This is a genomic window from Fulvimarina pelagi HTCC2506 (genome assembly GCF_000153705.1).
Lineage (GTDB): Bacteria > Pseudomonadota > Alphaproteobacteria > Rhizobiales > Rhizobiaceae > Fulvimarina > Fulvimarina pelagi.
The window spans coordinates 420489-443022 of record NZ_DS022272.1; the positions used below are offsets into that span (position 1 = coordinate 420489).

17 protein-coding genes (1 of these 17 running past the window's edge) are annotated in these 22534 nt (G+C 60.5%); 8 read left to right on the forward strand and 9 right to left on the reverse strand.

Features of this window, described 5'->3' with window-relative positions; translation table 11 throughout:
- The first annotated feature begins 235 nt into the window (after positions 1 to 235).
- Complete coding sequence (locus FP2506_RS01975; RefSeq protein ID WP_274533411.1) at positions 236 to 4039, forward strand: AsmA family protein; 3804 nt, start codon at positions 236 to 238, stop codon at positions 4037 to 4039.
- Positions 4040 to 4075: 36 nt separating this feature from the next.
- On the opposite strand, the gene FP2506_RS01980 is transcribed toward FP2506_RS01975, so the two are convergent.
- The 6 genes from FP2506_RS01980 to FP2506_RS02005 all read right to left on the reverse strand — a co-directional run bounded on the left by FP2506_RS01980 (position 4076) and on the right by FP2506_RS02005 (position 11093).
- A complete protein-coding gene (locus FP2506_RS01980) occupies positions 4076 to 5020 on the reverse strand; it encodes a lipid A biosynthesis lauroyl acyltransferase (protein ID WP_007065690.1) in 945 nt (314 codons plus the stop codon).
- A 28-nt stretch (positions 5021 to 5048) separates the two neighbouring features.
- On the reverse strand, positions 5049 to 6083 hold the full coding sequence (locus tag FP2506_RS01985; protein ID WP_007065691.1) for a zinc-binding dehydrogenase: 1035 nt from the start codon (positions 6081 to 6083) through the stop codon (positions 5049 to 5051).
- A gap of 44 nt (positions 6084 to 6127) precedes the next feature.
- Positions 6128 to 7408: a beta-ketoacyl-ACP synthase gene (locus FP2506_RS01990; protein ID WP_007065692.1), complete on the reverse strand. Its 1281-nt coding sequence runs from the start codon at positions 7406 to 7408 to the stop codon at positions 6128 to 6130.
- A 37-nt stretch (positions 7409 to 7445) separates the two neighbouring features.
- Entirely contained in the window at positions 7446 to 8642 is a 1197-nt protein-coding gene (locus tag FP2506_RS01995; protein ID WP_007065693.1) for a beta-ketoacyl-ACP synthase, read from the reverse strand.
- A gap of 71 nt (positions 8643 to 8713) precedes the next feature.
- Complete coding sequence (locus FP2506_RS02000) at positions 8714 to 8995, reverse strand: acyl carrier protein (RefSeq protein WP_007065694.1); 282 nt, start codon at positions 8993 to 8995, stop codon at positions 8714 to 8716.
- Between the two features lie 157 nt (positions 8996 to 9152).
- Positions 9153 to 11093 carry a M23 family metallopeptidase gene (locus tag FP2506_RS02005; protein ID WP_007065695.1) on the reverse strand — a complete coding sequence of 647 codons (1941 nt, stop codon included), beginning with the start codon at positions 11091 to 11093 and terminating at the stop codon, positions 9153 to 9155.
- A gap of 303 nt (positions 11094 to 11396) precedes the next feature.
- On the opposite strand from FP2506_RS02005, the gene FP2506_RS02010 reads away from it, so the two are divergent.
- From FP2506_RS02010 to FP2506_RS02025, 4 genes are all read left to right on the forward strand, one after another.
- Entirely contained in the window at positions 11397 to 12479 is a 1083-nt protein-coding gene (locus tag FP2506_RS02010; protein WP_187289017.1) for an App1 family protein, read from the forward strand.
- Positions 12480 to 12795: 316 nt separating this feature from the next.
- Positions 12796 to 14076, forward strand: coding sequence for an ergothioneine biosynthesis protein EgtB (gene egtB / locus FP2506_RS02015; RefSeq protein ID WP_007065698.1), 1281 nt, complete (start codon positions 12796 to 12798; stop codon positions 14074 to 14076).
- A gap of 5 nt (positions 14077 to 14081) precedes the next feature.
- Positions 14082 to 15047: an L-histidine N(alpha)-methyltransferase gene (gene egtD, locus FP2506_RS02020; RefSeq protein WP_007065699.1), complete on the forward strand. Its 966-nt coding sequence runs from the start codon at positions 14082 to 14084 to the stop codon at positions 15045 to 15047.
- An 80-nt stretch (positions 15048 to 15127) separates the two neighbouring features.
- Complete coding sequence (locus FP2506_RS02025; RefSeq protein ID WP_007065700.1) at positions 15128 to 15907, forward strand: succinate dehydrogenase iron-sulfur subunit; 780 nt, start codon at positions 15128 to 15130, stop codon at positions 15905 to 15907.
- 72 nt (positions 15908 to 15979) lie between these two features.
- Here FP2506_RS02025 and FP2506_RS02030 read toward each other — a convergent pair whose 3' ends face one another.
- Entirely contained in the window at positions 15980 to 17209 is a 1230-nt protein-coding gene (locus tag FP2506_RS02030) for a sensor domain-containing phosphodiesterase (RefSeq protein ID WP_007065701.1), read from the reverse strand.
- A gap of 268 nt (positions 17210 to 17477) precedes the next feature.
- On the opposite strand from FP2506_RS02030, the gene FP2506_RS02035 reads away from it, so the two are divergent.
- Both FP2506_RS02035 and FP2506_RS02040 read left to right on the forward strand, forming a co-directional pair.
- A complete protein-coding gene (locus FP2506_RS02035; RefSeq protein WP_081448389.1) occupies positions 17478 to 18164 on the forward strand; it encodes a cell wall hydrolase in 687 nt (228 codons plus the stop codon).
- Positions 18165 to 18318: 154 nt separating this feature from the next.
- Positions 18319 to 19788: an alkaline phosphatase D family protein gene (locus FP2506_RS02040; RefSeq protein WP_007065703.1), complete on the forward strand. Its 1470-nt coding sequence runs from the start codon at positions 18319 to 18321 to the stop codon at positions 19786 to 19788.
- A gap of 43 nt (positions 19789 to 19831) precedes the next feature.
- On the opposite strand, the gene FP2506_RS02045 is transcribed toward FP2506_RS02040, so the two are convergent.
- Together FP2506_RS02045 and FP2506_RS02050 are read right to left on the reverse strand one after the other, a co-directional pair.
- Positions 19832 to 20419: a protein-S-isoprenylcysteine O-methyltransferase gene (locus FP2506_RS02045; protein WP_007065704.1), complete on the reverse strand. Its 588-nt coding sequence runs from the start codon at positions 20417 to 20419 to the stop codon at positions 19832 to 19834.
- Entirely contained in the window at positions 20416 to 21717 is a 1302-nt protein-coding gene (locus tag FP2506_RS02050) for a hypothetical protein (protein WP_148227442.1), read from the reverse strand. The genes FP2506_RS02045 and FP2506_RS02050 overlap by 4 nt, the downstream gene beginning before the upstream one ends.
- 194 nt (positions 21718 to 21911) lie before the next feature.
- On the opposite strand from FP2506_RS02050, the gene FP2506_RS02055 reads away from it, so the two are divergent.
- A protein-coding gene (locus tag FP2506_RS02055; RefSeq protein WP_007065706.1) for a ribonuclease D crosses the window boundary here: on the forward strand, positions 21912 to 22534 show its 5' portion. It continues 1 nt past the right edge of the window; only the first 623 of its 624 coding nucleotides appear in the window; its start codon is at positions 21912 to 21914; the stop codon is cut by the window's right edge — 2 of its three bases fall inside, at positions 22533 to 22534.

Consider the following 22534-nt stretch of genomic DNA (forward strand, 5'->3'; position numbering starts at 1 on the left):
TGCTGTGAGGCATTCGGCACCAGCGGATGAGGAAACTCTGCCGAACTGGCGGCAGGCTCTTAAAACGCGAGAAAGTGCAGCCCGGTCGCGGCCTCGACCTATGCTGCGCCTCGATCCGGTGTTGCCAGATCACGATTGACCCAAGGAAGAAGGTCGATCATGGCTTTGAGAGTCGCATCCTTGGTATCGATTAGAGGAGGCGGCGCAACCGAGGAGACAGGAAAGGAGCGTCAAGCTGGTCAGAGCCTTCGTTCTTTTCGGCGGTCTCCTCGTGCTCGCACTTTTTGCTGCGCTGATGGCACCGCTCTTCATCGACTGGTCGGTCTACCGGTCCGACTTCGAGCGTGAGGCAAGCCGTATTCTCGGACGCGAGGTGCGGGTCGAAGGGGAGGCAACAGCGCGTCTGCTGCCCTTTCCCTCTGTCACGTTTCAGGATCTGAGCGTTGCCGGAGATGACGAGGACGCGCCGTTCCTGACGGTCGAAGAGTTCCGGATGAATGCGGAGCTTGCACCTTATCTTTCCGGCGAAATTCGAATCTTCGCGATGGCGCTGAACAATCCGGTTCTACGGATTGGCAAGGATGGCGTAGCGCTGCCCAAGCCGTCGATCCCGCGCAGTGCGGAGATCGTTCTCGAAGATGTCGTGATATCGAACGGTACCATTCTCTTTCCCGATGAGAGCGATGTGGTCGATGCCGGAGTGTCGCGGCTTACAGGGATCGAAGGCAACTTTTCAGCCGACAGCTTGTCCGGGCCATTCGAAGGGAGCGGCGGCTTTCGTCTCGCCGGCCGGGAGGTCGGGTTCGAAATCGACGCCGGCAAAAGCGACGAGACCGGAAGCGCGCCGTTGCGCATGTCATTTCTCAGTGAGCGCTATTCCGCTGCGATCGATCTCGATGGGCGCATCGTTACTGGGGACGAGATAGCGCATTTTGACGGACGACTGGCGTATCGCCAGCCGCTAGCGACGCAGATTTCCGACACCGAGGAAACAGAGAGCGTCTTCGCGACCCTGCAGGGTGACAACAACGAAGAACAAAGCATTGATGGCTCGCGAAGTTCGTCCGGCCAATCGGGGAGGGGAAATGCACCATCGGTGCGCGCGAGCGGTTCGATCAGCATCACCGCCGACCGTGCGGTTAGCGACGCACTCAGGGTAGAGATTGGCGAAACGCCCTATGTGTTGACAGGGAGCGGCGAAATATTCGTGCGCAACGGCGCACTAGGATTTAATGTCTCGCTTGAAGGCGAAAGCTTTGACGTCGACGAACTTGGACAAGAGATCGAGACCGCCGATGGTCCCGCCTCGGAAGCGGGCACGGAATATCGCAGTCTCGTCGACCGGCTCGATGTCGTGCGGAACGTGCTGAGCGACATTCCGAAGCCTGGTATCGACGGTGTCGTCCAACTCTCGCTCCCGGTCGTCACGCTCGGTGACACGACGGTTCGAACCATGGCCTTCAACGCGATGCCGGCGTCGAATGGTTGGCTGATCGACGACTTCCGCGCCGAACTGCCCGGTCGAACGCTTGTCGAGGCTGACGGGATCGTGAGACTCGAACCCGTCCTTGGTTTCAACGGCGATCTGCTCATCGCCTCACGCCAGCCTTCGGGTCTTTCAGACTGGCTGACCGGTACCGTCGATCCGGTAGTACGAAACCTTGATCGCGCCGGGCTGTCGGGCACAGTGGCGCTCGGTCCCGGCCGCCAGACCTTCCGTAATCTGGAACTCGATCTCAACGGAAATGTCCTGACTGGCTTCGTCGAGAGGGTTGCGAATACCGAGGGCGGGCGCCTGACGGCACGTCTGACAGGCGGCGAAACCGATCTCGATGCGCTGAGGGCTTTGGGCGCAATGGCCACCGGTTCGGAAACGCCACTCACCAGCGTTACACGCTACGACATTGCACTCGATGCCGGGCCGGTGCATTTCAAGGATATCGAGGCGGACCGGGTCGATGCCGATCTTCTCTACGACGACACGGTGCTTGCTATCGCAAAGCTCGATGTGATTGGTCTTGCAGGAGCTTCCTTATCCGGTACCGGGCAGTTCCGGGGGCTCGAGGCAGATGCTGAAGGCAGGATCGATCTTACGCTCGAGTCCGATGATCCCGAGACGTTTTTTGCATTTCTCGATCGCCTTCGCCCCGACACCCCGGTCATTCAGATCCTGAAGTCGAGGGCAAGCACTCTCGGACCGCTGGCGCTGTCAGGTGAGGTCGAGTCGATCGAGCGCGGCACCGGTTCGCCAACGCTTCTTTTCCGTTTCGATGGTTCCGCCGACCAGACGGAGGTCGATTTCTCGGCCGCGATCGAGAATGGATTTCGCGCACTGGAAATGAGCGGCCGTATTGGGCTCGATCTTCGCCTCGAGACAAACCAGCCGTCTGCGCTCCTGACGCAATTGGGTTTACAAACACGCGGGAACGAGATTGAGGGACCGCTGGAACTCGAAACCTCGATATCAGCCTCCGCGCGCGGGCCCGCGGTCGTTAGCGCGACGCTTCGAAGCCCGCAGACCGACGGCGATCTTGAAAGCGTCCTCGACCTTACCGATGACGGAATCGAGGACGTGGATTCCAGTGTCCGCCTGTTCAGTCAGTCCCTGGGGCCATGGATCGATGCGTTCGGAATCGAGACGGGCCTGAGTGAAGACACTTTGATCGACCTCGAGTCCGATCTCGTCGCAAGTATAGGCTATTCGGCCGGTATCTGGCACGTTTCCGATCTATCCGGCGCGCTCGGCGGCCAGGCGATCGAGGGCGATCTCGAGCTTTCCGAGGTCAACGGCGTCACCGGGCGGCTGCAGACCGACCGAATCTCACTGCCGTGGCTCGCGAGCCTGGTCTACGGTGTGAACCCTCTTGGTGACGATGCTCGACCCTGGTCGAGCGAGCCTTTCACCGTTTCGCGTCTGCCAGATCGTCCGGTCGCGATCGATGTGAGGGCGGATCGGGTCGAGGCAGGTAGCCTGATGGTCGAGGATTTCGCGGCGCGTCTTTCGAGTTCGGCTCGAGAGCTTTCGCTTGGCGGCATCAAGGGTAGGCTTGAAGGCGGCGATATAGCTGGCGACGTCTCGCTGCGCAATCTCGACGGGCTCGGCAGCATCAGCGCCGACATCCGGAGCGACGAACTCCGCCTTTCGAAGATCGCACCTGCGCTCGCGGCCGCTGGCGGCGATTCCGATCTCACCGTCACCGCCAAGCTCGATTCGACCGCCCAATCGGGTGCGGGGTTAGCCTCGGCCATGACCGGTGCGGGCGAAGTAACGGTCGTTGGACTAGAAGTTCCAAGCGTTCCCTCCGAGCCCTTCCGGCCACTCCTAGCCGCAGCAGATGCCGAGAGCTTCTCGGTCGACGACGACACGACGACTGTCTTCAACGCAATTTCCGAGGATGGCAGTTTCGCCGTCCCAAGGCTCGTCAGCGGCTATTCGGTGACGGCGGGCGAGGCGATCCTGCCGCCGGTGACGGTCTCGGCTTCTGAGAGCGATCTGACCGTTTTCGGACGGCTCGATCTCGCTGATTTCAGTCTCGACGCAAACTTGCGGCTGGAGATCGACCCTGGCGACGAAACGGTTGAAGGGGCTCAGCCGGAGGTTCGCTACACGCTTCGGGGACCGCTGACTTCGCCGAAGCTGGAGCGGAGCGACTCCGTTCTTGCAAATTATCTCGCGGTGCGCGCGCTGGAGCGCGAGCAGGCGCGGGTGGAGGCGATGCAGGAACGTTTGGAGGAGACGCTCCGGTTGCGACGCGAGACCCGCTTCTACCGATGGCTCGAACGCCGTGCCGAGGAGGCTAAAAAGCCGAGCGAGCCGGAAGGAAGTCCAAGCGAGGCGCAAGATGGAGCGGCGACAGAGGCGAACACCCCCAACGCGCAGGCGGTTAGGCCTGAAACTCGACCACCACAGTATGATCGCGGGGCATCAAGCGCGCGTGAAACGCCGCTCGATTTCGGCACGGCGGAAGCCGGTACGGTTGCGCAGGATTCCTTTGATCGGCCACCAGGCATCGACGGTTCACGCTCACTCGGCTTCTGAAACCCGCGATAGGCTCTGCATGGCCCAAGCGGACCGTCAGCGCGGCCTCTTCTTCTTCTTTTTCTTCTGGCCCCAGCGATCGTGAAACCACATCCATTGCTCGGGATATTCGCGGACCCAATCTTCGACGACGTCGTTGAGAGCCTGGCAGCTTGCAGCGATGTCGATCTCGCCATCGGTGCCGCGTGGTAAGTCAAGGCGAGGATGAAGTTCCAGCCGGTAGCGCGAATTGTCGATACGGATGCATCGTGCCGGATAGATTTCGGCGCCGTATTGGCGGGCAAGTTTCGGAAGAAGTGGATTGGTCTTGCAGTGCAGGCCAAAAAAGGTCGTCGGCTCGCCCCGCCGGAACTTCTGATCGACGAGGACGCCGACCGAGCTTCCGCCCTTAAGGATACCTGCGAGCGCCCAGGTAGCCCCCGTCTTGGACGGAACGAGGTGCCCGCCCGCCGTATGCCGAGCCGAGAGTACCCGCTCGGCGACATATCGGTTGTTAGGCTGGCGGAAGAGGGCGGTGAATTCCAGATCGTAGGCCGCGGCGCCGATCGGTAGGAGTTCGAAACAGCCCATATGGGCCGTAAAAAAGATGAAGGGTCCTTTTCTGTTCCTGAGTTCGATGAAGGTTGAAATACCCACGACCTCAATCCGCCCATCGTCAGGACGGGCGTCGTCGAAATCAAAGAGATCGTCGAGGAATACGAACTCGGCGGCCATGCGGCCCATATGGCCCCAATTGCTGCGAGCCGTCGCCTCGATCCAGGCTATGTCCTTCTCTGGGAACGCGCGCTTCAGATTGTGGACGGCGAGCTTGTGGCGTGGCGTGAGGGGACCGAGCGTCCGCGCGACGCGATCAGCGAGACGCAGTCCGGTTTCTGGCGGCAGCACACGTACGATCATGAGAAGAGCGAAGAGGATCTTCGCGACCAGCCAGTCGGTGAAGCGCTTCGCACGGAGCGCCAGTTTCATGAGACGTGGATTCATTGGCAGATGACTGCGACGAGCCGAAAGGTCACGCGTCGCTCATCTTCAGGATGACCTTGCCGAAGACCTTCCGGCCTTCCATCCGCTTAAGTGCGACCTCGATCTCGTCCATGGTTACTTCGGTGTCTATGACCGGATGGGCGATGCCGCGCGCGATCTTCTGCATGGCATCAGCAATGTTTTCCATCCGGCAGCCGAACGAACCGAAGAATTTCAGCTGCTGCTGGAAGAGCATCATCAGGTTGATTTCGGTGGAGACCCCGGAGGTCGAGCCGCAGGTGACGAGCCGTCCTCCGCGCTTCATGCAGAGCATCGATCCCGCGAAGGTGTCCTTGCCGACATGCTCGAAGACGACGTCGACGCCCTTCTTCTTCGTCAGCTTGCGAACGACGCCCTCGAACCGGTCTTCGCGGTAATTGATGACGTGATCGGCGCCAAGTGCCTTTGCCTTCTCCACTTTGTCGTCGGACCCGACGGTGGTGATGACCGTGCAGCCGATCTTCTTGGCGAGCTGGATCGCGACCGATCCGATGCCAGAGCCTCCGGCATGGATCAGGATCGTCTCACCCGGTTCGAGCTTGGCATTGTCGAAGAGCATATGCTCGACCGTGCCGAATGTGACCGGAGCAAGCGCGGCGCCGACCGTATCGCAGCCCGGAGGCGCCGGTACGAGAAGCCGGGCCGGAAGGTTCACGTATTCCTGGGCAAATCCATCGAGATGGAAGCCGTGGACGCCGGAGACATGCTCGCAGAGGTTGTCGTGTCCTTCGCGGCAGGGCTTGCACAGGCCGCATGTGCGGGCGCCATAAATCGAGACGAGCTGGCCCGGCAGCAGGGATGATACGCCCTGACCGAGCGTCGTCACGACACCCGAGGCCTCTGCGCCGATCACCAGCGGCATCTTACGCTTGGCGAAAGCCATGCCGCGCCAGCCCCAGACATCGATGTGGTTCAGTGCGACTGTCGCGATCCGGACCGTGACCTCGCCGGGGCCCGGCGCTTCCGGCTTGGGCAAGTCGACGATCTTGAGGTCCTTGTCGCCGACAAGCTGAAGTGCGCGCATCCTGCAGGCTTTCATTCTGGATTGGGTTTCCGCGCCGCGCCTTATCAGTTCGCGCGGCCGAAGACGAGGCAGGCGTTCTGTCCGCCGAAACCGAAGGAGTTCGAAAGTACTGTACCGATCTCGGCCTTTCGCGCGGTGTTCGGAACCGTGTCGAGCTCGATCTTCGGATCGGGCACGTCGTAATTGATGGTCGGCGGCAGGACGCCCTCGCGCAAAGCGAGGATCGAGAACACCGCCTCAATGGCGCCGGCTGCGGTCAGCGTATGCCCGATCATCGACTTGTTGGAGGAGATCGGCGTCGAGGCGAGCGCGTCGCCGAAGACTGCAGCAAGGCCGGTCGCCTCCATGCGGTCGTTTTCCGGCGTCGAGGTGCCGTGGGCGTTGATGTAGTCGATGTCGTCCGGTGTCAGACCCGCATCCTCGATGCCGGCCTTGATTGCGCCGATAATGGGCGAGCCATCGGGCTTGGAGCGCGTGCGGTGAAAGTCATCCGCCCGCTCGCCGCAGCCAAGGACAAGACCATGCACCTTGGCGCCGCGCGCAAGCGCGTTTTCAAGGGACTCAAGCACCAGTGCGCCGGCGCCTTCCGCCATGACGAAGCCGTCGCGGTCCTTCGAGAAGGGTTTGGAGGCTCTCGCCGGATCATCGTTCGCCGTCGAAAGGGCCGAGAGCAGCGAGAAGCGGATGAGTGACTCTTGGCTAATCGAGCCGTCGGTGCCGATGCAGACGGCGCGCGCAGTCTCGCCGCGCCGGATTGCCTCGACGCCGAGCTGAATTGCGCTGGCGCCCGAGGCGCAGGCCGTCGACAGCGTGATTGGCAGGCCGCGTGTGCCGAGGCGGTCTGCGAGAAGCTCGGAGATCCGGCTGCATTGCGTTGAATTGTAGATTGCGCGATCGGGATGCTTGCGGGCGATCTCCAGCAGGCGCTCGTACCCAGCCTCATCGCGAGTGGCGCCGTCTTCCTTGTCGAGCGCCAAGCGGAAACGCCATTCCATCTCTACCGGCGGGGCTGCCAAAAAAAGTGGGCCGCCAAAATCGTCGTCCGGGAACCCGGCCATGGAGACGGCTTCAGTGCCGGCTGCCTCCGCCATGGCGTAGGAGAGATCGACGGAGCTCGCATCCTTCCCGAGCATGAAATCGACTGAGCCGCAGATCGTCGTGCGCAGGCCTTCGGTGTCGAAGCGCTCGATCCGGTGGATGCCGGAGGTGCCGCTCGTCAGCTTGTCCCAGTTTTCCTCGATGCCACGGCCGAGCGCGGAAACGGCGCCGAGGCCGGTGACGGCTATGATCGAACGCCCAAGGTGATCGCGTGTATTTGTCGTCATTTGCGAAACGTCTTTCTGCCGAAACGCTGAGATGGGATCAGGACCCGTCCACCGCTTCAAGATAACAGGCACCCTCGGCATGAAGATGGCCGATCGCCGTGACCACAGCCCGTTTGGCGGCTGCGCTCTGAGCCTGCTCGTTCGCCGGGTCCGTTGGCGTCAGAATGGTGCCGCGCGACAGAGCGCCGGCGGCAAGCGCGATGCCGGCCGGGACGTGGGCCTCGAATGAGTGGCCGAGGAGCGAGCCATAGGCGATGCGGGCGGCGTCCGGATAGGCCTTCGCGAGCGCGTCGGTCTCGATCGTCGCGTGCTCGGCGATGCCGCTTGCACCGGAGAAGATTAGCAGATCGGACGGATCGATCTGGGGCAGGAGCTCAGCGAAACGCTTGGCGGTCCCGTCTCCGTCGCGCTTTCCCCTGTCGCCGACGGCGGAGACGAGCTTCGCGTAGACCTTTGCGCCGCGCCGTTCGGCGTGCTCAGGTGACTCCAAGATGAGGAAAGCGCCTACGCTGCCGACTGCGATACCGTCCGCACCTTTCCGGCGAGCGAGAACCGGGGCCCATTCGCTCTTCAGCATCAGTTCGGCGAGATCGAAGTTGAGGATCAGGTCGCGCCGTTCGGCCGAGAACGAGCCGCCGACAAGTGCGATCTCGCTTTGGCCGCTCGCGATGCGCGCGCGGGTGGAATAGAGCGCGGAGATGCCGGCCGCTTCTTCGCCCATGAAGGTTCTGGACGAACCGGTAACCTTCTGGACGATCGAGATATTCCCGGCGAGGAGATTCGAGAGTTGGGCGAGGAACAGCGTCGGGCGCAGTTCTGTGCCAAGCGTCTCGTTGATGACCTTTTCCGGTGCGTTCGTCTTGCGGGCGCGCTCCATCACCATCGCGTCGACCGCAGCATCGCGCTCGCCCCCACCAGCGGCCACCACCATGTCGATCTCGGAGCGGACGCTCTCGTCGAACGGAATGCCGGCGTCCTGCAGGGCGAGGCCCGCGGCATAGGTGCCGAGCTTCTGCCAGGTCTCCATCTGCCGCTGGTCGCCGCGCTTCGGGATCTGCTGGGACCAGTCGATTTCCGGCAGCGGGTGGACGGAGTAGGGCGCATAGGCTTCGCGCTCGAGCACCGGTTCGGGAGCGGCTCCGGAGAAGTGTTCGAGATGCACGTCGAGCCCTTCCCCGAGCGAGGAGACGAGGCCGATGCCGGTCACGAGTACATCGCGGGAAGTGGTGGACATGCTAGCTGGCCGAAGGTGTTGGTGCCTGAAAGAACTTGCGGAAATGCCGGGGACGGGCGGGCTGTGGAAAGTCAGGCGGCCTTTTCGGCGCGCAGTTCGTCGATCTTGGCGCAGAGGTTCTTCATAATGAAGTATTCCTCGGTCTCGACCTCGCCTTCGTTGACTTCCTGGGTCCACTTCTCAAGCGGGATCTTGATCCCAAACTCCTTGTCTATCGCAAAAACGATGTCGAGAAAATCGAGGGAGTCGATGCCGAGATCGTTGATTACATGACTTTCGGGCGTGATCGTTTCACGTTCGATTTCGCTCGTTTCGGCGATGATGTCGGCAACCTTGTCGAATGTGGACGACACTGGGAGTCTCGCTTTGCTGAATGGAACCTGAAAATTCGAGCTGAGCTATAGGGAATCGGCTCGCCGATTGAAAGCGACGGATGCCTTAAGGCTTTCTCATGTGGCCCGGTTGCTGCACGCCTGTGACCGTTTGATGACGCCGCGCGTCGTTAATGGCTCAGCGCGACGCGATCTGAGGGGCTTCGAAGCGTTCTTCAATGAGGGCGTCGATACGTTCGCGCTCCAGATTGAAGGTCGAAAGGTCGTCGCCTTTCAAAACGGTTTCTGACCCCACCTTGATGCGCATTGGATCGACCTTCTTGCCGTTGACCTCGATCTCGTAATGCAGGTGGTTGCCGGTCGAGAGCCCGGTGGAACCAACATAGCCGACGACCTCACCCTGGCTGACCCGAGAGCCGGCGCTGATGCCCTTCGCGAACCCTGACTGATGAGAATAGGACGTAACGTAACCGTTAGCGTGCTTAATCTTAATATGCCGACCGTAGCCCGACTTCCAGCCGGCCTCGAGAACGGTGCCGCCCGCGGCCGCGAGGATGGGTGTCCCGCGAGGCGCAGCCCAGTCAACGCCCCAGTGTGGACGGACATAACCGAGGACGGGATGTTTGCGTCCGGTTGAGAAGGACGAGGTGAAGCGGCCACGCGGTAGGGGTTTGCGGATGAGGAACTGGCGGGCGCTGCGGCCCTCGCTATCGAAATAGGCGGCATGCTCCGCGCCGTCCGGCTTGAAGCGGTAGAGCCGCTTTTCCATGTCGCCGAGTTTGATTTGCACGAAGAGGATGTCAGAGCGAGAAGCGCCCTGGCCTTCGCGCGCATCATCCATTGTGTAGAAGACGGAGAGCTGGTCCGTTGGGGCGAGGCGGGACTGGAGGTCGACATCGCTTGCGATCGTCCGAATCAGTTCCTGGCACATAATTGCGTCGAAACCGTAGGCAAGGCCGGCCTGGAAGATGCCGTCGTAGATCGTCGGCATGTCCGAGCGCATCGGAGCCTCGCTCTCGCGTTCGTCGAAGATCGCGGCGACCGAGTCCGCCATTTCCGGTGCGAGGCCCTCTTCGAAAATGTCGTCTTGGGTCTTTGCCGTCGTGCCGAGATGCTTCTTGCCGCGATAGGCGGAGAGGCGGATCACTTCTCGGGTCTCGCCTGAACTCTCGATGCCGAGCCGCAATGCGTCACCGGACTGGAGCTCGATTTCTTCGAGGAGCACGGCGAGCGCGGCTCCGGCCTCTTCGCTCTCGATGCCGCGTTCCTTCAGTCCGGCTAATGCATCTGAGATCGATTGAGCCTCCCGAAGAGGCAGTATCTCCTCGTAGAAGCGCGGCCGTTCGTTTGCCGTTTCAGATGGTTCGAACGACACGTTCTCCTGGATCACCCGGAAGGCCGAACCCGGCTCGTACTCGTCGGCTTCGCTGCCGAAGCCGAAACGGAAGGGATCGACGCGGGAAAGCGAGGCGACCTGGACCGGCTCGTAGCTGAGACCAGGCATCGCCTGGCGAACCAGCTGTTCGGCGGTCTCGGAGGTGAGCGGCGGCGTGTTCTCATAGCTCGCCTCGTCGAAGGGGAAGTCGGACACTTTCAGCATGATGTCCGTCTCGACGCGCTCGCCGTAGATCTGAGCTGAGGCGAGGGAGAGTCTGTCGGCGTCGTCCGTGCCAGAGTCCGGCTCGGTCTCGGACATGATCGCGAGCGGATTGAAGTCCGGATACTCCTGCGTTGTCGGATGACGGGCAGCGAGCAGCATGTTGACCAGCGCGAAGGGCTGTGTCGAGACAACCTCACGGTCGCCTTCGCGCACGATTGTGGACAGTTCAACGATCTGATGGGAACTCGCGAGCGGCAGAGCCGTCGCGATAACGCGCGCGCCCTTCTCTGCTACATCGGCTATTTCGGCCAACTGTGTCGCGAGCTGTGAAGGACGCGACACGCCTGCGCCACCTTCGAGCGCCGCGGACAGGGCGATACCCATAAGCGCGCTCGACGTCACGCCTGTCAGAAGCGTGCCGGTGAGCCAGCGTAGCGATACCTGTCTGCGGTCTGGCTTGCGACGACGGTCCACAATGAGAGGTGGATCATCGCCGAAAGCCGGCTTCGATTGGGCCAAGACCCCTCATCCCCTCGAGCCAGTGTCGTTCGATGGCGTGTCGGGCAAAAAAAGGGCAAAAGCAAGAAGCCGAACCCGGCTGGCCAGCTTTCGCGCAAGGCGTTTCTCGCCACTGATGTCGCTTCCGGCATGCGAACCTTCATCTCCCGCATGCCTTTCGCCACGCATGCTGAAACATCGAGAACGCATCGGAGCCGGGAGTGCGCCCGACTGTGTTTCGAACTGGGGCGGCCTATGTCACCGGCCATGGCAGCCCGAACGATAAGAAAAACCATCCATTGGGTCGAGAAGCGTTGGGACCGCGTGCGTTTCGAGACAAAGCGCCGGCTCGGGAAGCTCGGAACGCCGATACTCCTTCCGTTTGTCGGCATGGCGGGCTCTGAAGGGGTTTGGATGCGAGGGCGGGTGATCGAGGATAATGGCGCAATCAGCGCTCCGCCCACCGAATCTCTTCTCGAAAACCTCAAACTTACCTTCAAGCGCTACGAGACCGACGAGATCTTCGACGCTCAGATCTTTTGGAGCATAGGTGATCGAAGCGGCGAGACGCGGACGGACGAGGAAGGCTATTTCGATATTACCGTGGATCCCGATCCGCTCCTGCTGAATGAGCCTTGGGACCACGTACGGATCGAGCTTGGCGAAGTGCGTGGCTACGAGGCCGCACGCAAAGACATCGGTGCCGAACTCCCCGTCCGCTCGGTATCGGACAAGGCCGAATACGGCGTGATCTCGGACATCGACGATACGATCGTGAAGACTGGCGCCTTCAACTTCGTGAAGCACTGGCGCACGGTGGTGGCCAATTCGGCAGAGACACGGACGGCGTTTCCCGGCGTGTCGCATTTCTACCGGGCGCTGGCGAAAGGCGAGGACGGGCCCGAGACGAATCCTGTTTTCTTCGTTTCGTCCAGTCCTTGGAATCTGTTCGATCTCTTCGACCGGTTTCTCGTCATTCATGACATTCCACGCGGGCCGCTTTTCCTGAAGGACTTCGGCCTCGACGCGACGAAATGGCTGACCGGCGGCCACGATAACCACAAGACGAAGATGATCGAGCGGATCTTCCGAGCCTATCCGCACCTTAACTTCCTGCTGATCGGGGATTCCGGCCAGGACGACGGGCGCATCTACGCCGATGTCGCGAGGGACAATCCAGGCCGCGTTGCGCAGGTGCATATCCGCGACGTGACCAAGGGAATTCTCCAAGACCACATCACCAATGGAATGGAAGAATTGAAGGCAATGGGAATTCCCGTCACCCTCGCGCCGACCCTCTACGAAGCCGCCAAAGTGGCGCAGGAGGGCGGGTATATCACCGAGGCTGATGTGCGCGACGTGCAGAACCGTATCTTCGAGCGCGAGCGAACCGAGACCGTCGACTAGCGAACCAAAGCGCTCCTCGGCTCTTGGGTCTGCGATAGAACGGCACAGGTCAGGGGGAGTGCGCGCGGCCGGTCGTTTTCGTCGAAGAAGCCCGGAAACGTCGCAGAATCGAAGAGCGTCAAGCAGTGCCTGGCTTGGAGCGCTATGGCGGTCATGCACCGGCCTTGCCGGCAATCGTCAGCCGGGAAAGCTTTGACTTCATTGCACTGTCGCTATCCGCGATTAGCTACCGTCGCACCGCAAGAGGTCCATCGGCATCGTGGCGTGCCCGATTGATGGACCGGGCCCATCGACACGCGAACGCGAGGAGGTCCCCATGGCCGCTCTCACCGACAGTCTCGACCGCCAAGCAACTCCTGCCGAGCTGACCGAGCGCTACGAAAGTGTTCGACGGGCGAGCAACGGACTCGGCGCGAACCTTTCCGATGCCGATGCGACCGTTCAATCGATGCCGGACGCGAGCCCGGCCAAATGGCATCTCGCGCACACGACCTGGTTCTTCGAGACGATGATCTTGAGGGAACGCGACCCGGGCTACAGGCCGTTCGACGATACCTACAACTTTCTCTTTAATTCCTACTACGAAAGTGTCGGCGAGCGGCAGCCGCGGCCGAAGCGCGGCATGGTCACCCGGCCGGCCCTCGACGAGGTCATGGCCTATCGGGAATATGTGGATGAAGCGATGTCCCGGCTTCTGGAAGACGGGCCAAGTGAGGACGTCGTCGAACTGATCGAACTTGGTTGCCACCACGAGCAGCAGCATCAGGAACTGCTCCTCACGGATATTCTGCATCTCTTCGCTCAAAGCCCGCTGAAGCCAGCCTTCAAGGATCCGCAGCCGCTGGCGGTCGAAGTCCGGGATGCGGCGCCGGTCTCCTTCGAGACGTTCGACGGCGGTATCGTAGACATTGGCCATCAGGGTGAAGGTTTCGCCTTCGACTGCGAGGGGCCGCGCCATCGCGCGCTTCTCGAACCCTACAAGCTCGCCGATCGTCTCGTGACCAATGGCGAGTTCATCGAATTCATTGAGGAGGGGGGCTATCGCGATCCGCTTCTCTGGCTCTCTTCCGGTTGGGCCGACATTCTGGAGAACGGATGGGAGATGCCGTTCTATTGGGAGAAGCGCGATGGCGAGTACTGGTCGATGACCCTGCGCGGTTTTCAGCCGGTCGACCGCTCCGCGCCCGTCACACATCTGAGCTATTTCGAGGCCGATGCGTTCGCTGCCTGGGCTGGCAAGCGCTTGCCGAGCGAGGCCGAGTGGGAGAATGCCACGAAAGGCCTTTCGATGGACGGCAATTACGTCGACTCCGGCCGACTGCGCCCGAGGCCAGCTTCCGTTGAGGGTGACGGCCTCAGACAGATGTTCGGCGACTGCTGGGAATGGACCCGTAGCGCCTTCTCCGCCTATCCGGGCTTCAGGCCCGTCGAGGGGGCCGTCGGGGAATACAACGGCAAGTTCATGTGCGGCCAGTTCGTGCTGCGTGGCGGCTCCTGCGTGACGCCGCCCAACCACATCCGCCCGACTTATCGCAACTTCTTTCCGCCCAATGCCCGCTGGCAGTTCTCGGGCCTGCGCCTTGCGGAGGACAACTGATCGCCATGGATATCGTCGATATCGATTTCGGGCAGCGGGAAGCCTTTCTGACCGACGTGCTCGAAGGCCTTTCCCGCAAACAGAAGACGCTGCCGAGCCGCTGGCTCTACGACGATGAGGGTTCGGAACTCTTCGAGGCGATAACGGGTGTCGATGAATATTATCCGACGCGCACGGAAACACGCATTCTGAACGAGAACGCTGCCGAGATTGGCACAGCCTTCGGCAAGGATGTGGTGCTTATCGAATACGGCGCCGGGGCGGGCGTGAAGACGGAGATCGTACTCTCGGCGCTCGAAACGCCGGAATGCTATGTACCGGTCGATATTGCAGGCGATTTCCTCGAGACTTCGGCGGAACGGCTTCGAGAGCGGTTTTCTGACCTCCGCATACGGCCGATAACCGCTGATTTCACGGCTGACTTCGACCTCCCGTCCGACCTTCCCGGCGACAATCGCGGTGCATTCTTCCCCGGCTCTACTCTTGGCAACCTCTGTCGCAAGGAAGCGCGGGCGCTGCTTAGCCGGGTTCGCGGCCATGTGGGGCCGGGCGGCCGCTTCGTGATCGGCATCGACCTGAAGAAGGATATCGAGACCCTTCTCGCGGCCTATGACGACAAGGCGGGCGTAACGGCCGCCTTCAACCTCAACATTTTGACCCGTATCAATCGTGAACTTGGTGGCTCTTTCGATCTTCCGAGCTTTGCGCACGAAGCACGCTGGAATTCGGAGGCATCGGCAGTGGAGATGCATCTCGTCTGCGTGAAGTCGACGCGGGCGGCCGTGGGCCAACGTACCTTCACGTTCGAAGGCGGTGAGACGATCCATACGGAGAGTTCGCGAAAGTACGATCTCGACGACTTCGCCACTCTCGTCAATTCGTCGGGTTGGGCAGTCGAAAAGTCCTGGACCGATCCGCGATCGCTCTTCGCGGTAGTGGCGTTGACTGCGAGATCCCACCCGGGCGGATAAGCCGCGCCGCGCCGCCCCTTCCGTTTTGCGGTGCACTCGTTATGTTGCGTCCGATACAAACAGGACCGGATTGAACAGACATGGTCGAACTCGCGCTTCCGAAAAACTCGACGATCAACGAGGGCAGGACATGGGATCGGCCCAAGGGCGCGAACAATATCCGCGAATTTCGGATTTACCGCTGGTCTCCTGACGACGATGAGAATCCTCGCCTCGACACATACTATGTGGATCTCGACGATTGCGGGCCGATGGTTCTCGACGCGCTTCTCTGGATCAAAAACAATGTCGATTCGACGCTAACGTTGCGCCGCTCGTGCCGCGAGGGAATCTGCGGCTCGTGCGCTATGAACATCGACGGGTCCAACACGCTCGCCTGCACCAAAGGTATGGACGAGATAGATGGTTCGGTCGCGGTCTATCCGCTGCCTCACATGCCGGTGGTCAAGGATCTCGTGCCCGACCTGACGGTTCCTTATGCCCAGCTGCGTTCCATCGAGCCGTGGCTGAAGACTGAAACGCCGGAGCCGCAGAAAGAGTGGAAACAGAGCCACGAAGACCGCGAGAAGCTCGACGGTCTCTATGAATGCATTCTTTGCTTCTGCTGTCAGACGTCCTGTCCGTCATATTGGTGGAACGGTGAACGTTACCTTGGCCCCGCCGTTCTGCTTCAGGCCTATCGCTGGCTGATCGACAGCCGCGATGAGGCAAAGGGCGAACGTCTCGACGCGCTCGAAGACCCGTTCAAGCTTTACCGTTGTCACACGATCATGAACTGCACACAGTCCTGCCCAAAAGGTCTGAACCCGGCGAAGGCTATCGCCGAAATCAAGAAGATGATGGTCGAACGGCGGGTCTAAGCTTCAAGCATCGGCTCGTTCAATAGACGTCAGTTCGGCTTGGTGTCTGCGGACACTTGAAAATCTGATGTGTCAGGCGATCCGGCGTATATGGTGCGGAAAGAGAGCGAGCGTCGATTCAAGAGCTTGTGGTCGTCCGAGTCGGTAGCCCTGTCCCTTGTCGATCCCAAGGGTGCGTAGGGTGGCCTCCTCAGCGGCCGTCTCGATTCCTTCAGCAACGACCATTACGCCGATTTCTCGTGCAAAATGGGCGATCGCGGCTGCTAGAGACCGACGGCTTGTATCGGTGTCGATATCGCGAACGAGCTTCATGTCCAGTTTGATGATGTCCGGCCTCAGCTGGAGAATATGGCTCAGGCTTGAATAGCCTGCTCCTGCGTCATCGACCGCAAGTCTGACGCCGCCGCTGCGGATTGGGTCGAGTGTCTCGTGCAGCAGATCGTAATCCGGGACCACGTGGTGCTCCGTCACCTCGAGCACGATTCGCTTCAGCTGGGCCGGTCCGCTTTTTAGCAGGACGGCCGCCAGATTCCCTCCGGTGATGATGTCTGGGGACGCGTTTATTGATAGGTACACGTCGTCCGGCATAGCCGGCAGTGCTTTCAGAGCCCGGCGGATTGCGGCGAGTTCCAAATCTTCGTTCATACCGACGAGGCGTGCTTCGTCGAACCAGATATTCGGTGGGCGATAAGGTTCGGCGCTGAAGCGAGAGAGACATTCGAACCCGGCGACCGCATTCTTCGCCAGATCGACGATAGGCTGATAGACCAGATCGAAACCACCGTCGTCGAGAGTTTTTGCGATGCGCTGACGTATAGCGCTCTGCTCGCGCTCGCGTTTGACGTGGTCGGCGACCCGTTCTGCAGCTAGGTCGGCGAACATCTGCATGAGTGTCAGATCGCGCTCGTTGAGCGAAGGATTGGGTTGGGCGCTGAGACAACAGAACATGCCGTAGAGTTCACCGTCAGGCAGTCGAACCGGGATGCTCATATGAGATCCGATCGGCACTGCGGTGGTGATCGGCATACCTACGGCAATCGGCTCGTCGGCCGTGTTCGGCATGAGTTTTGGCAGACGGCCCTCTAGGATGTGGCGACAGTAGACCGCATCGAGGTCTTGGCTGTCGCCCGGCTTAATGAGGTTCTCCAGGCCCGGCGCATCAACGTTCCTAAAGACCGTCCTGTCGCCGATGAATTCGGACAGGTAAGCGACGTCCATGCCGAGATAGGTACGAACACTGCAGAGCGCTTTATCGATCGAAAGATCGCCAAGGCTTGTGGCGTCCGGCAACGAATTTGTCATGTCGTCTACTACTTGTGTTCTATGACTTTTGTTAAAGCATACTCTGAGACTGTTTGCGTTTCCCTAATGTTGCCAAATTCAAAAGCGCTCAATACAGTAAGTCATAAATAATATCAGTCTATATTACAAATAGAAAGCGTGGACTCGTGTGCTCAGGAAGAGGGCTAGGGTGTCACGCGACGCAAAAGCGCAACACAAACCGATCTGTTGATGCGTGCCTGTGCAGTTAGCCGCAAAGGTGCCCGATTCGGAACCGATCGGTTTCGCCATGAAAACGATCTCGCTTCTTTCCAAAGCCGCGCGCGCCGCGACCTCGCTCGGTGCCGCGCTTCTCATGTCCGCCTGCGTCGGTGGACAAAAGCCGTCCGTCGAGGATGTCCTCGCCTCGGTCGATCTCGAAGAGCAGACCTGCCTCGCCCGTGCGATGTATTTCGAGTCGAACCGCTCGAGCGAGGAGGGGATGCTTGCAGTCGGCACCGTCGTGATGAACCGCGTCGAGAGCGAATCCTTTCCCAATGACATCTGCGGGGTCGTCTCCCAGCCGGGACAGTTCGCGTCCGGCGTGATGACACGCGAGATGAATGCGGGCCGCGAACTCGCCATGAACACGGCGGCTCGGGTCCTTCGTGGCGAACGCCACGAAAACGTTCGCACGGCCCGCTTCTTCCATACGGCGGGCTACAGCTTCAGCTATCCGAACATGCATTACGTTGCGATCGCCGGCGGCAACTCCTTCTACGAGAAGATCGGCCGCAAGCTGCGCAGCCAGGTCCCGCTGGCGACCCAGGCAGACGTCAGAGCTGGTCGACCAAGCTTCGACTTCGCGGCTCTGAAAGACGGTGCGGATAATGAAGTAGAAGGTGTGGACGCCATGGCGCTTGGCCAGACCAAGCCGAAGGCCGACACCAATCCCTTTATGGCGCTGTTCGGCTCGTTGCGCGGAAGCGAGAAGTAAAGAAAGCCAGTTTTCAGCTACCTATCCGTTGCAGTACGATTCCGTCCCTGCGGCAGGAATGACGCGTTGCGAAGCGCGGTCCCCTTCTTAGATCATGGATCGGGATAACCGAGCCGCATCGAGATTCTGCGGCTCAAGACGCAAGGATCGGACGATGGCTGAGACTCCGAACGGCGAAGGCGTTTGCTCAGCCGGACTTTCGGTCGGCCCCATATTGATCACGCGCGGCGTCGCAGCCGAACGTCATAAGATTGCAGCTATATTGGTTCGTCCGGCCAACGAGGCCGCTCCTGAATTCCTGAAACACGATGGCGAGCTGGTCGAAGCCGAATGCCTTTCGACGCTTTTCGGCTCGAAGGTCTGGCGATATCTCTTCGAGATGCCGATCACCGAATCGACAACGTATACGCTCGACGGTGAGACCCGCCCCATCGCGCCTTGCGGCACTGAGCATCTTCGCATCGCATATGTCTCATGCAACGGCCAGGAGGACGGTGATCTCGAGCGACCGCTCGAAGAGCGGGAAGTGATGTGGGATCGTCTTGTCGAGGAACATCGCCGCGACTCCTTCGGGCTGATGTGCGAAGGCGGCGACCAACTCTATGCCGACGACGTCTTGAAATGTCATCCGGACGTCATCGCCTGGGACGAGGCAGCGGACGAGGACTGTGCCGCGATGCCCTTGAGCGCGGAGGCGCGCGATGCGATCCGCTTCTTCTACTTCAATCGTTATGCGATAACCTATGGGCGACCGTCGATGGCGGCTATGTCGGCCGAAGTGCCGGCGGCGATGATGTGGGACGACCACGACATCATCGACGGCTGGGGCAGCCATGCCGACGAGGTGCTGGACAGCCCGATCGGCCGCGGCCTGTTCGAGGCGGCGCGCGAAATGTTTCTTCTATTTCAACTGGGCGTTGGCGAGAGTGCGCTACCGCCGGGCTTCCATGACAGTTCTGGCGAGAGTCTTGGCTACACGCTCGATTATCCGGGCATTCGCCTTATCGTCCCCGATCTCCGCAGCGAGCGACGTCGCAATCGCGTCATGGGGCCGAAAGGCTGGCGTGGTTTCGAGGCCGCAATGGCCAACACCCCGCCGGATACGCGCATTCTCATCATGTCGAGTGTCCCGGTGATGGGACCGAGGCTTTCCTGGTTGGAATTCGTCGCCGACTACGTGCCGCCGGCCCGCGAATACGAGGATGATCTTCGGGATCAGTGGCAAAGTCGAAGTCACCGAAAGGAATGGAAGCGCCTTCTACGCATCATCGCGGAAGCCCAGGAAGGGCGACCGAACCGCGTGACGATCCTGTCCGGCGAGATCCACTTGGCAACGCGCGGCGAGATGCGGCTCAAGGACAAGTCGTCTATCCATCAACTCGTGTCGTCGGGGATTTCCCACGGCGCGCCGCCCAAAGCCTACGCCCTGGTCCTCACCATGCTGGCCAGGCTCGGGGAAAGCCCACTTCCGAAGCGCAAGATCAAGATGCACCGCATGCCCTCGGCCCGGACGGTTTATGTTGAAGAGCGTAACTTCTTGGTTCTCAATCGGGATGGGCGCGATTGGTCGGCTTTCTGGCATCTTGAAGATCAAGGGAAGACGGCGTCGCTCGATCTTCATTAGAGCGCAAGGCTACGCGCCGGAATTTCCAACGGAGTTCCGTCTCTCAGTATATGCCGGGGATGATCCGCGCGGTCCTGGTGCAATATTGCCGATACTCTTCACCGAAGGCGGCCTCCATCATCTCTTCCTCGGGTCCGACACGCAGGAAGAAAAGGGTGCCGAACCCGACGAGCCCGGCAAGCCCGGCGATCCAGTTCGGCAGGAGCAGAGCCTGGGCGAGGGCCAACGACCAGAACGCGGAATACATTGGATGTCGCACTTTCGCGTAGATGCCGGTGGTGATCAGCTTATGCTTCTCGCGAAGATCGAGCGAGACCGACCACATCTTGCCGAGTGCCTTGTGCGTTAGTCTGAAGAGCGTCAGGGAAAGAACACCGACCGCGGCTCCAAGGACAAACTGGACAATGCTCGGCTGATAGTCGGCGAGAGCCGGAAAGCCGGTTGCGGCGTAAAGGCCGGGCACCAGGCCAAGTCCGGAAAACGAGACCAACATGCGAAGGGTCTCGGCGCCGCCACGTCTTGTCGCTGCTACTTTCTTACGCTTGGCACGGCGTTCGAATGGAAAGCGAATGATATACCAGCCGATCACCATCAGCACCCAGGCGCTCGTTCCGGCAATCGGAATGGTCATCTGGCGGCCTCATTGGCAGGAATGGTTTTAGGGTTCGGAACGACGCTGCTTCCTAGATCCTTCCCGTCTGACGGCGCAAGTGGAGGGCGATTGATCGTGCGATGGCGCCGAAAGGCTTCTAGTGGTGCCGGTCCGAGAATCAGTAGATGAAACGAATAGGGACAGCGACGTTCGATTGCGAGGATGAATTGCCGGTGAAGCCGAAAGAAGTCTCGTTTGATCCGGCGATATGTCGCTGGGGCCACCATGTGCTTCAGGCGCAACTTGACGACCAGAGGCATTGGATCAACAGCGATTCCAAGTGAGCCTGCCGGATTCGAGTTGTAGAAATTGATCGGGTCGGTCAGTGCCTGGCAGTCTGTCCAGGGCAAGCCATGATCAACCGTCAGTCGGCGAACCGCTTCGCGCTGCTCTACGGCCTTCGGATGAAGCGCAGTCTTCATCAGGCTGGAGCCCACGGTAAGAACGTGAAGGGGAACTTTGGGTGCAAAGCCCGCCTCGAAGGCACGTGCGAGTGCCGGTATCGCAAAGCTCGCGCCGAGCGAATGCGCGGCGATGACGATCTCCTCCGGTGCGCCGGTCGATCCCCGATTTCCGAGAGTTTCCGCGAATTCTACCACGCGCTCCTCGATCCGCGGGTTGGTGCCCTCACAAAGATCGCGCGCGAGAGCCCAGTCGTCGAAGGCGGTCATCAAAAACCAACGGCGGTTTGCGAGGTAGAAGAGCATGATCGACGCTGTCGAACCGATCAAAATACCGGCAAGCCAGGTCGTTGGACCGGAGAACAGGTTGCCGAGAGTGAGCGCGATAATGATCCCAATAGCGATGATCACCGCCGTCAGAACGATCGGAAACAAGAAGAATAGCGCATAGCGCCACGATGTTCGGCAGTAACGCAAGAATGTGCCGTTGATCAGGAACGTGCCAAGCGCAGCAAACCCTCGGCGGATGCGCACGGGAAGAACCGCTGCTGCATAGGTTGCGATCAGATCGTCCCAGACGCAGAAGACGCAATCGGTCTTCACGACATGGTTGCCACCGCTCGAAGTAAGTGTCGCAGTGATTTCAGCCGAAGTCGGAGGAGGTCGAGTCTTCCCGTTCGCGTCTGCCGCAGCCGCAATGTTGGAGAACGCAATCTTCGCTTCGAAGACGGCGGCTGAGCGCTCAGCCGCTCGACGAAAACGTGCGATCTGAGCCTCTGGTGGCATCGGCTCAAAGCCGGGAAAGACGAAGACGAGCCGTCTGGCGATGGTTTCGCAGTCGGCGTTCTCGGTACCTGAGCGCATGGGTCTCGTCATCTGCATTGGTCGCGCCATCGATGGAAGCGGCCCCCGCATACAATACCGGACATCGAAAATCACGTGAGTCGGCGAAGGGGCATGCGGCGGATCATGTAAAACCTGGTCGCGCCTCGAATCCTCAGTGGGTTCCCATTCGTGCCGGTTTGTTTATGGAGGGTCGAAACTCTCGCTGACCCATGAAAGACGAATCTATGACCATCCGCGTACACAAGGGCGACCTTCCCGATCTCGATCGCTATACTGGACCGGTAGCGATCGATACCGAGACGCTCGGCCTGAATACGATGCGGGACAGACTTTGCGTGGTGCAACTCTCGCCCGGAGATGGTACGGCAGACGTCGTCCAGATCGCTAAAGGACAGACTGAGGCTCCGAATATTTCCGCCCTGCTCGCGGATGCATCGAAAACGAAGATCTTCCACTATGCCCGCTTCGATGTAGCGGCGCTTTATCATGCCTTCGGCGCGATGACCGAAGGCATTTTCTGCACCAAGATCGCCTCTCGACTCACACGCACCTATACCGACAGGCACGGCCTCAAGGACTTGGCGCGCGAACTCGTGGGGGTCGATCTGTCGAAGCAGCAGCAGTCGTCCGACTGGGCGGTCGAGACGCTCAGTCCGGCCCAACTCGATTACGCCGCATCCGACGTTCTCTATCTGCACGACATCATGGGTGCGCTTTATAAGCGGCTTGAGCGCGAGGACCGGATGGATCTCGCACGCGAATGCTTTCGGTTCCTGCCGATGCGGGTGCGCCTCGATCTCGCAGGCTGGGAGAACGAGGATATCTTCTCTCATAGTGCGAAGGCTTG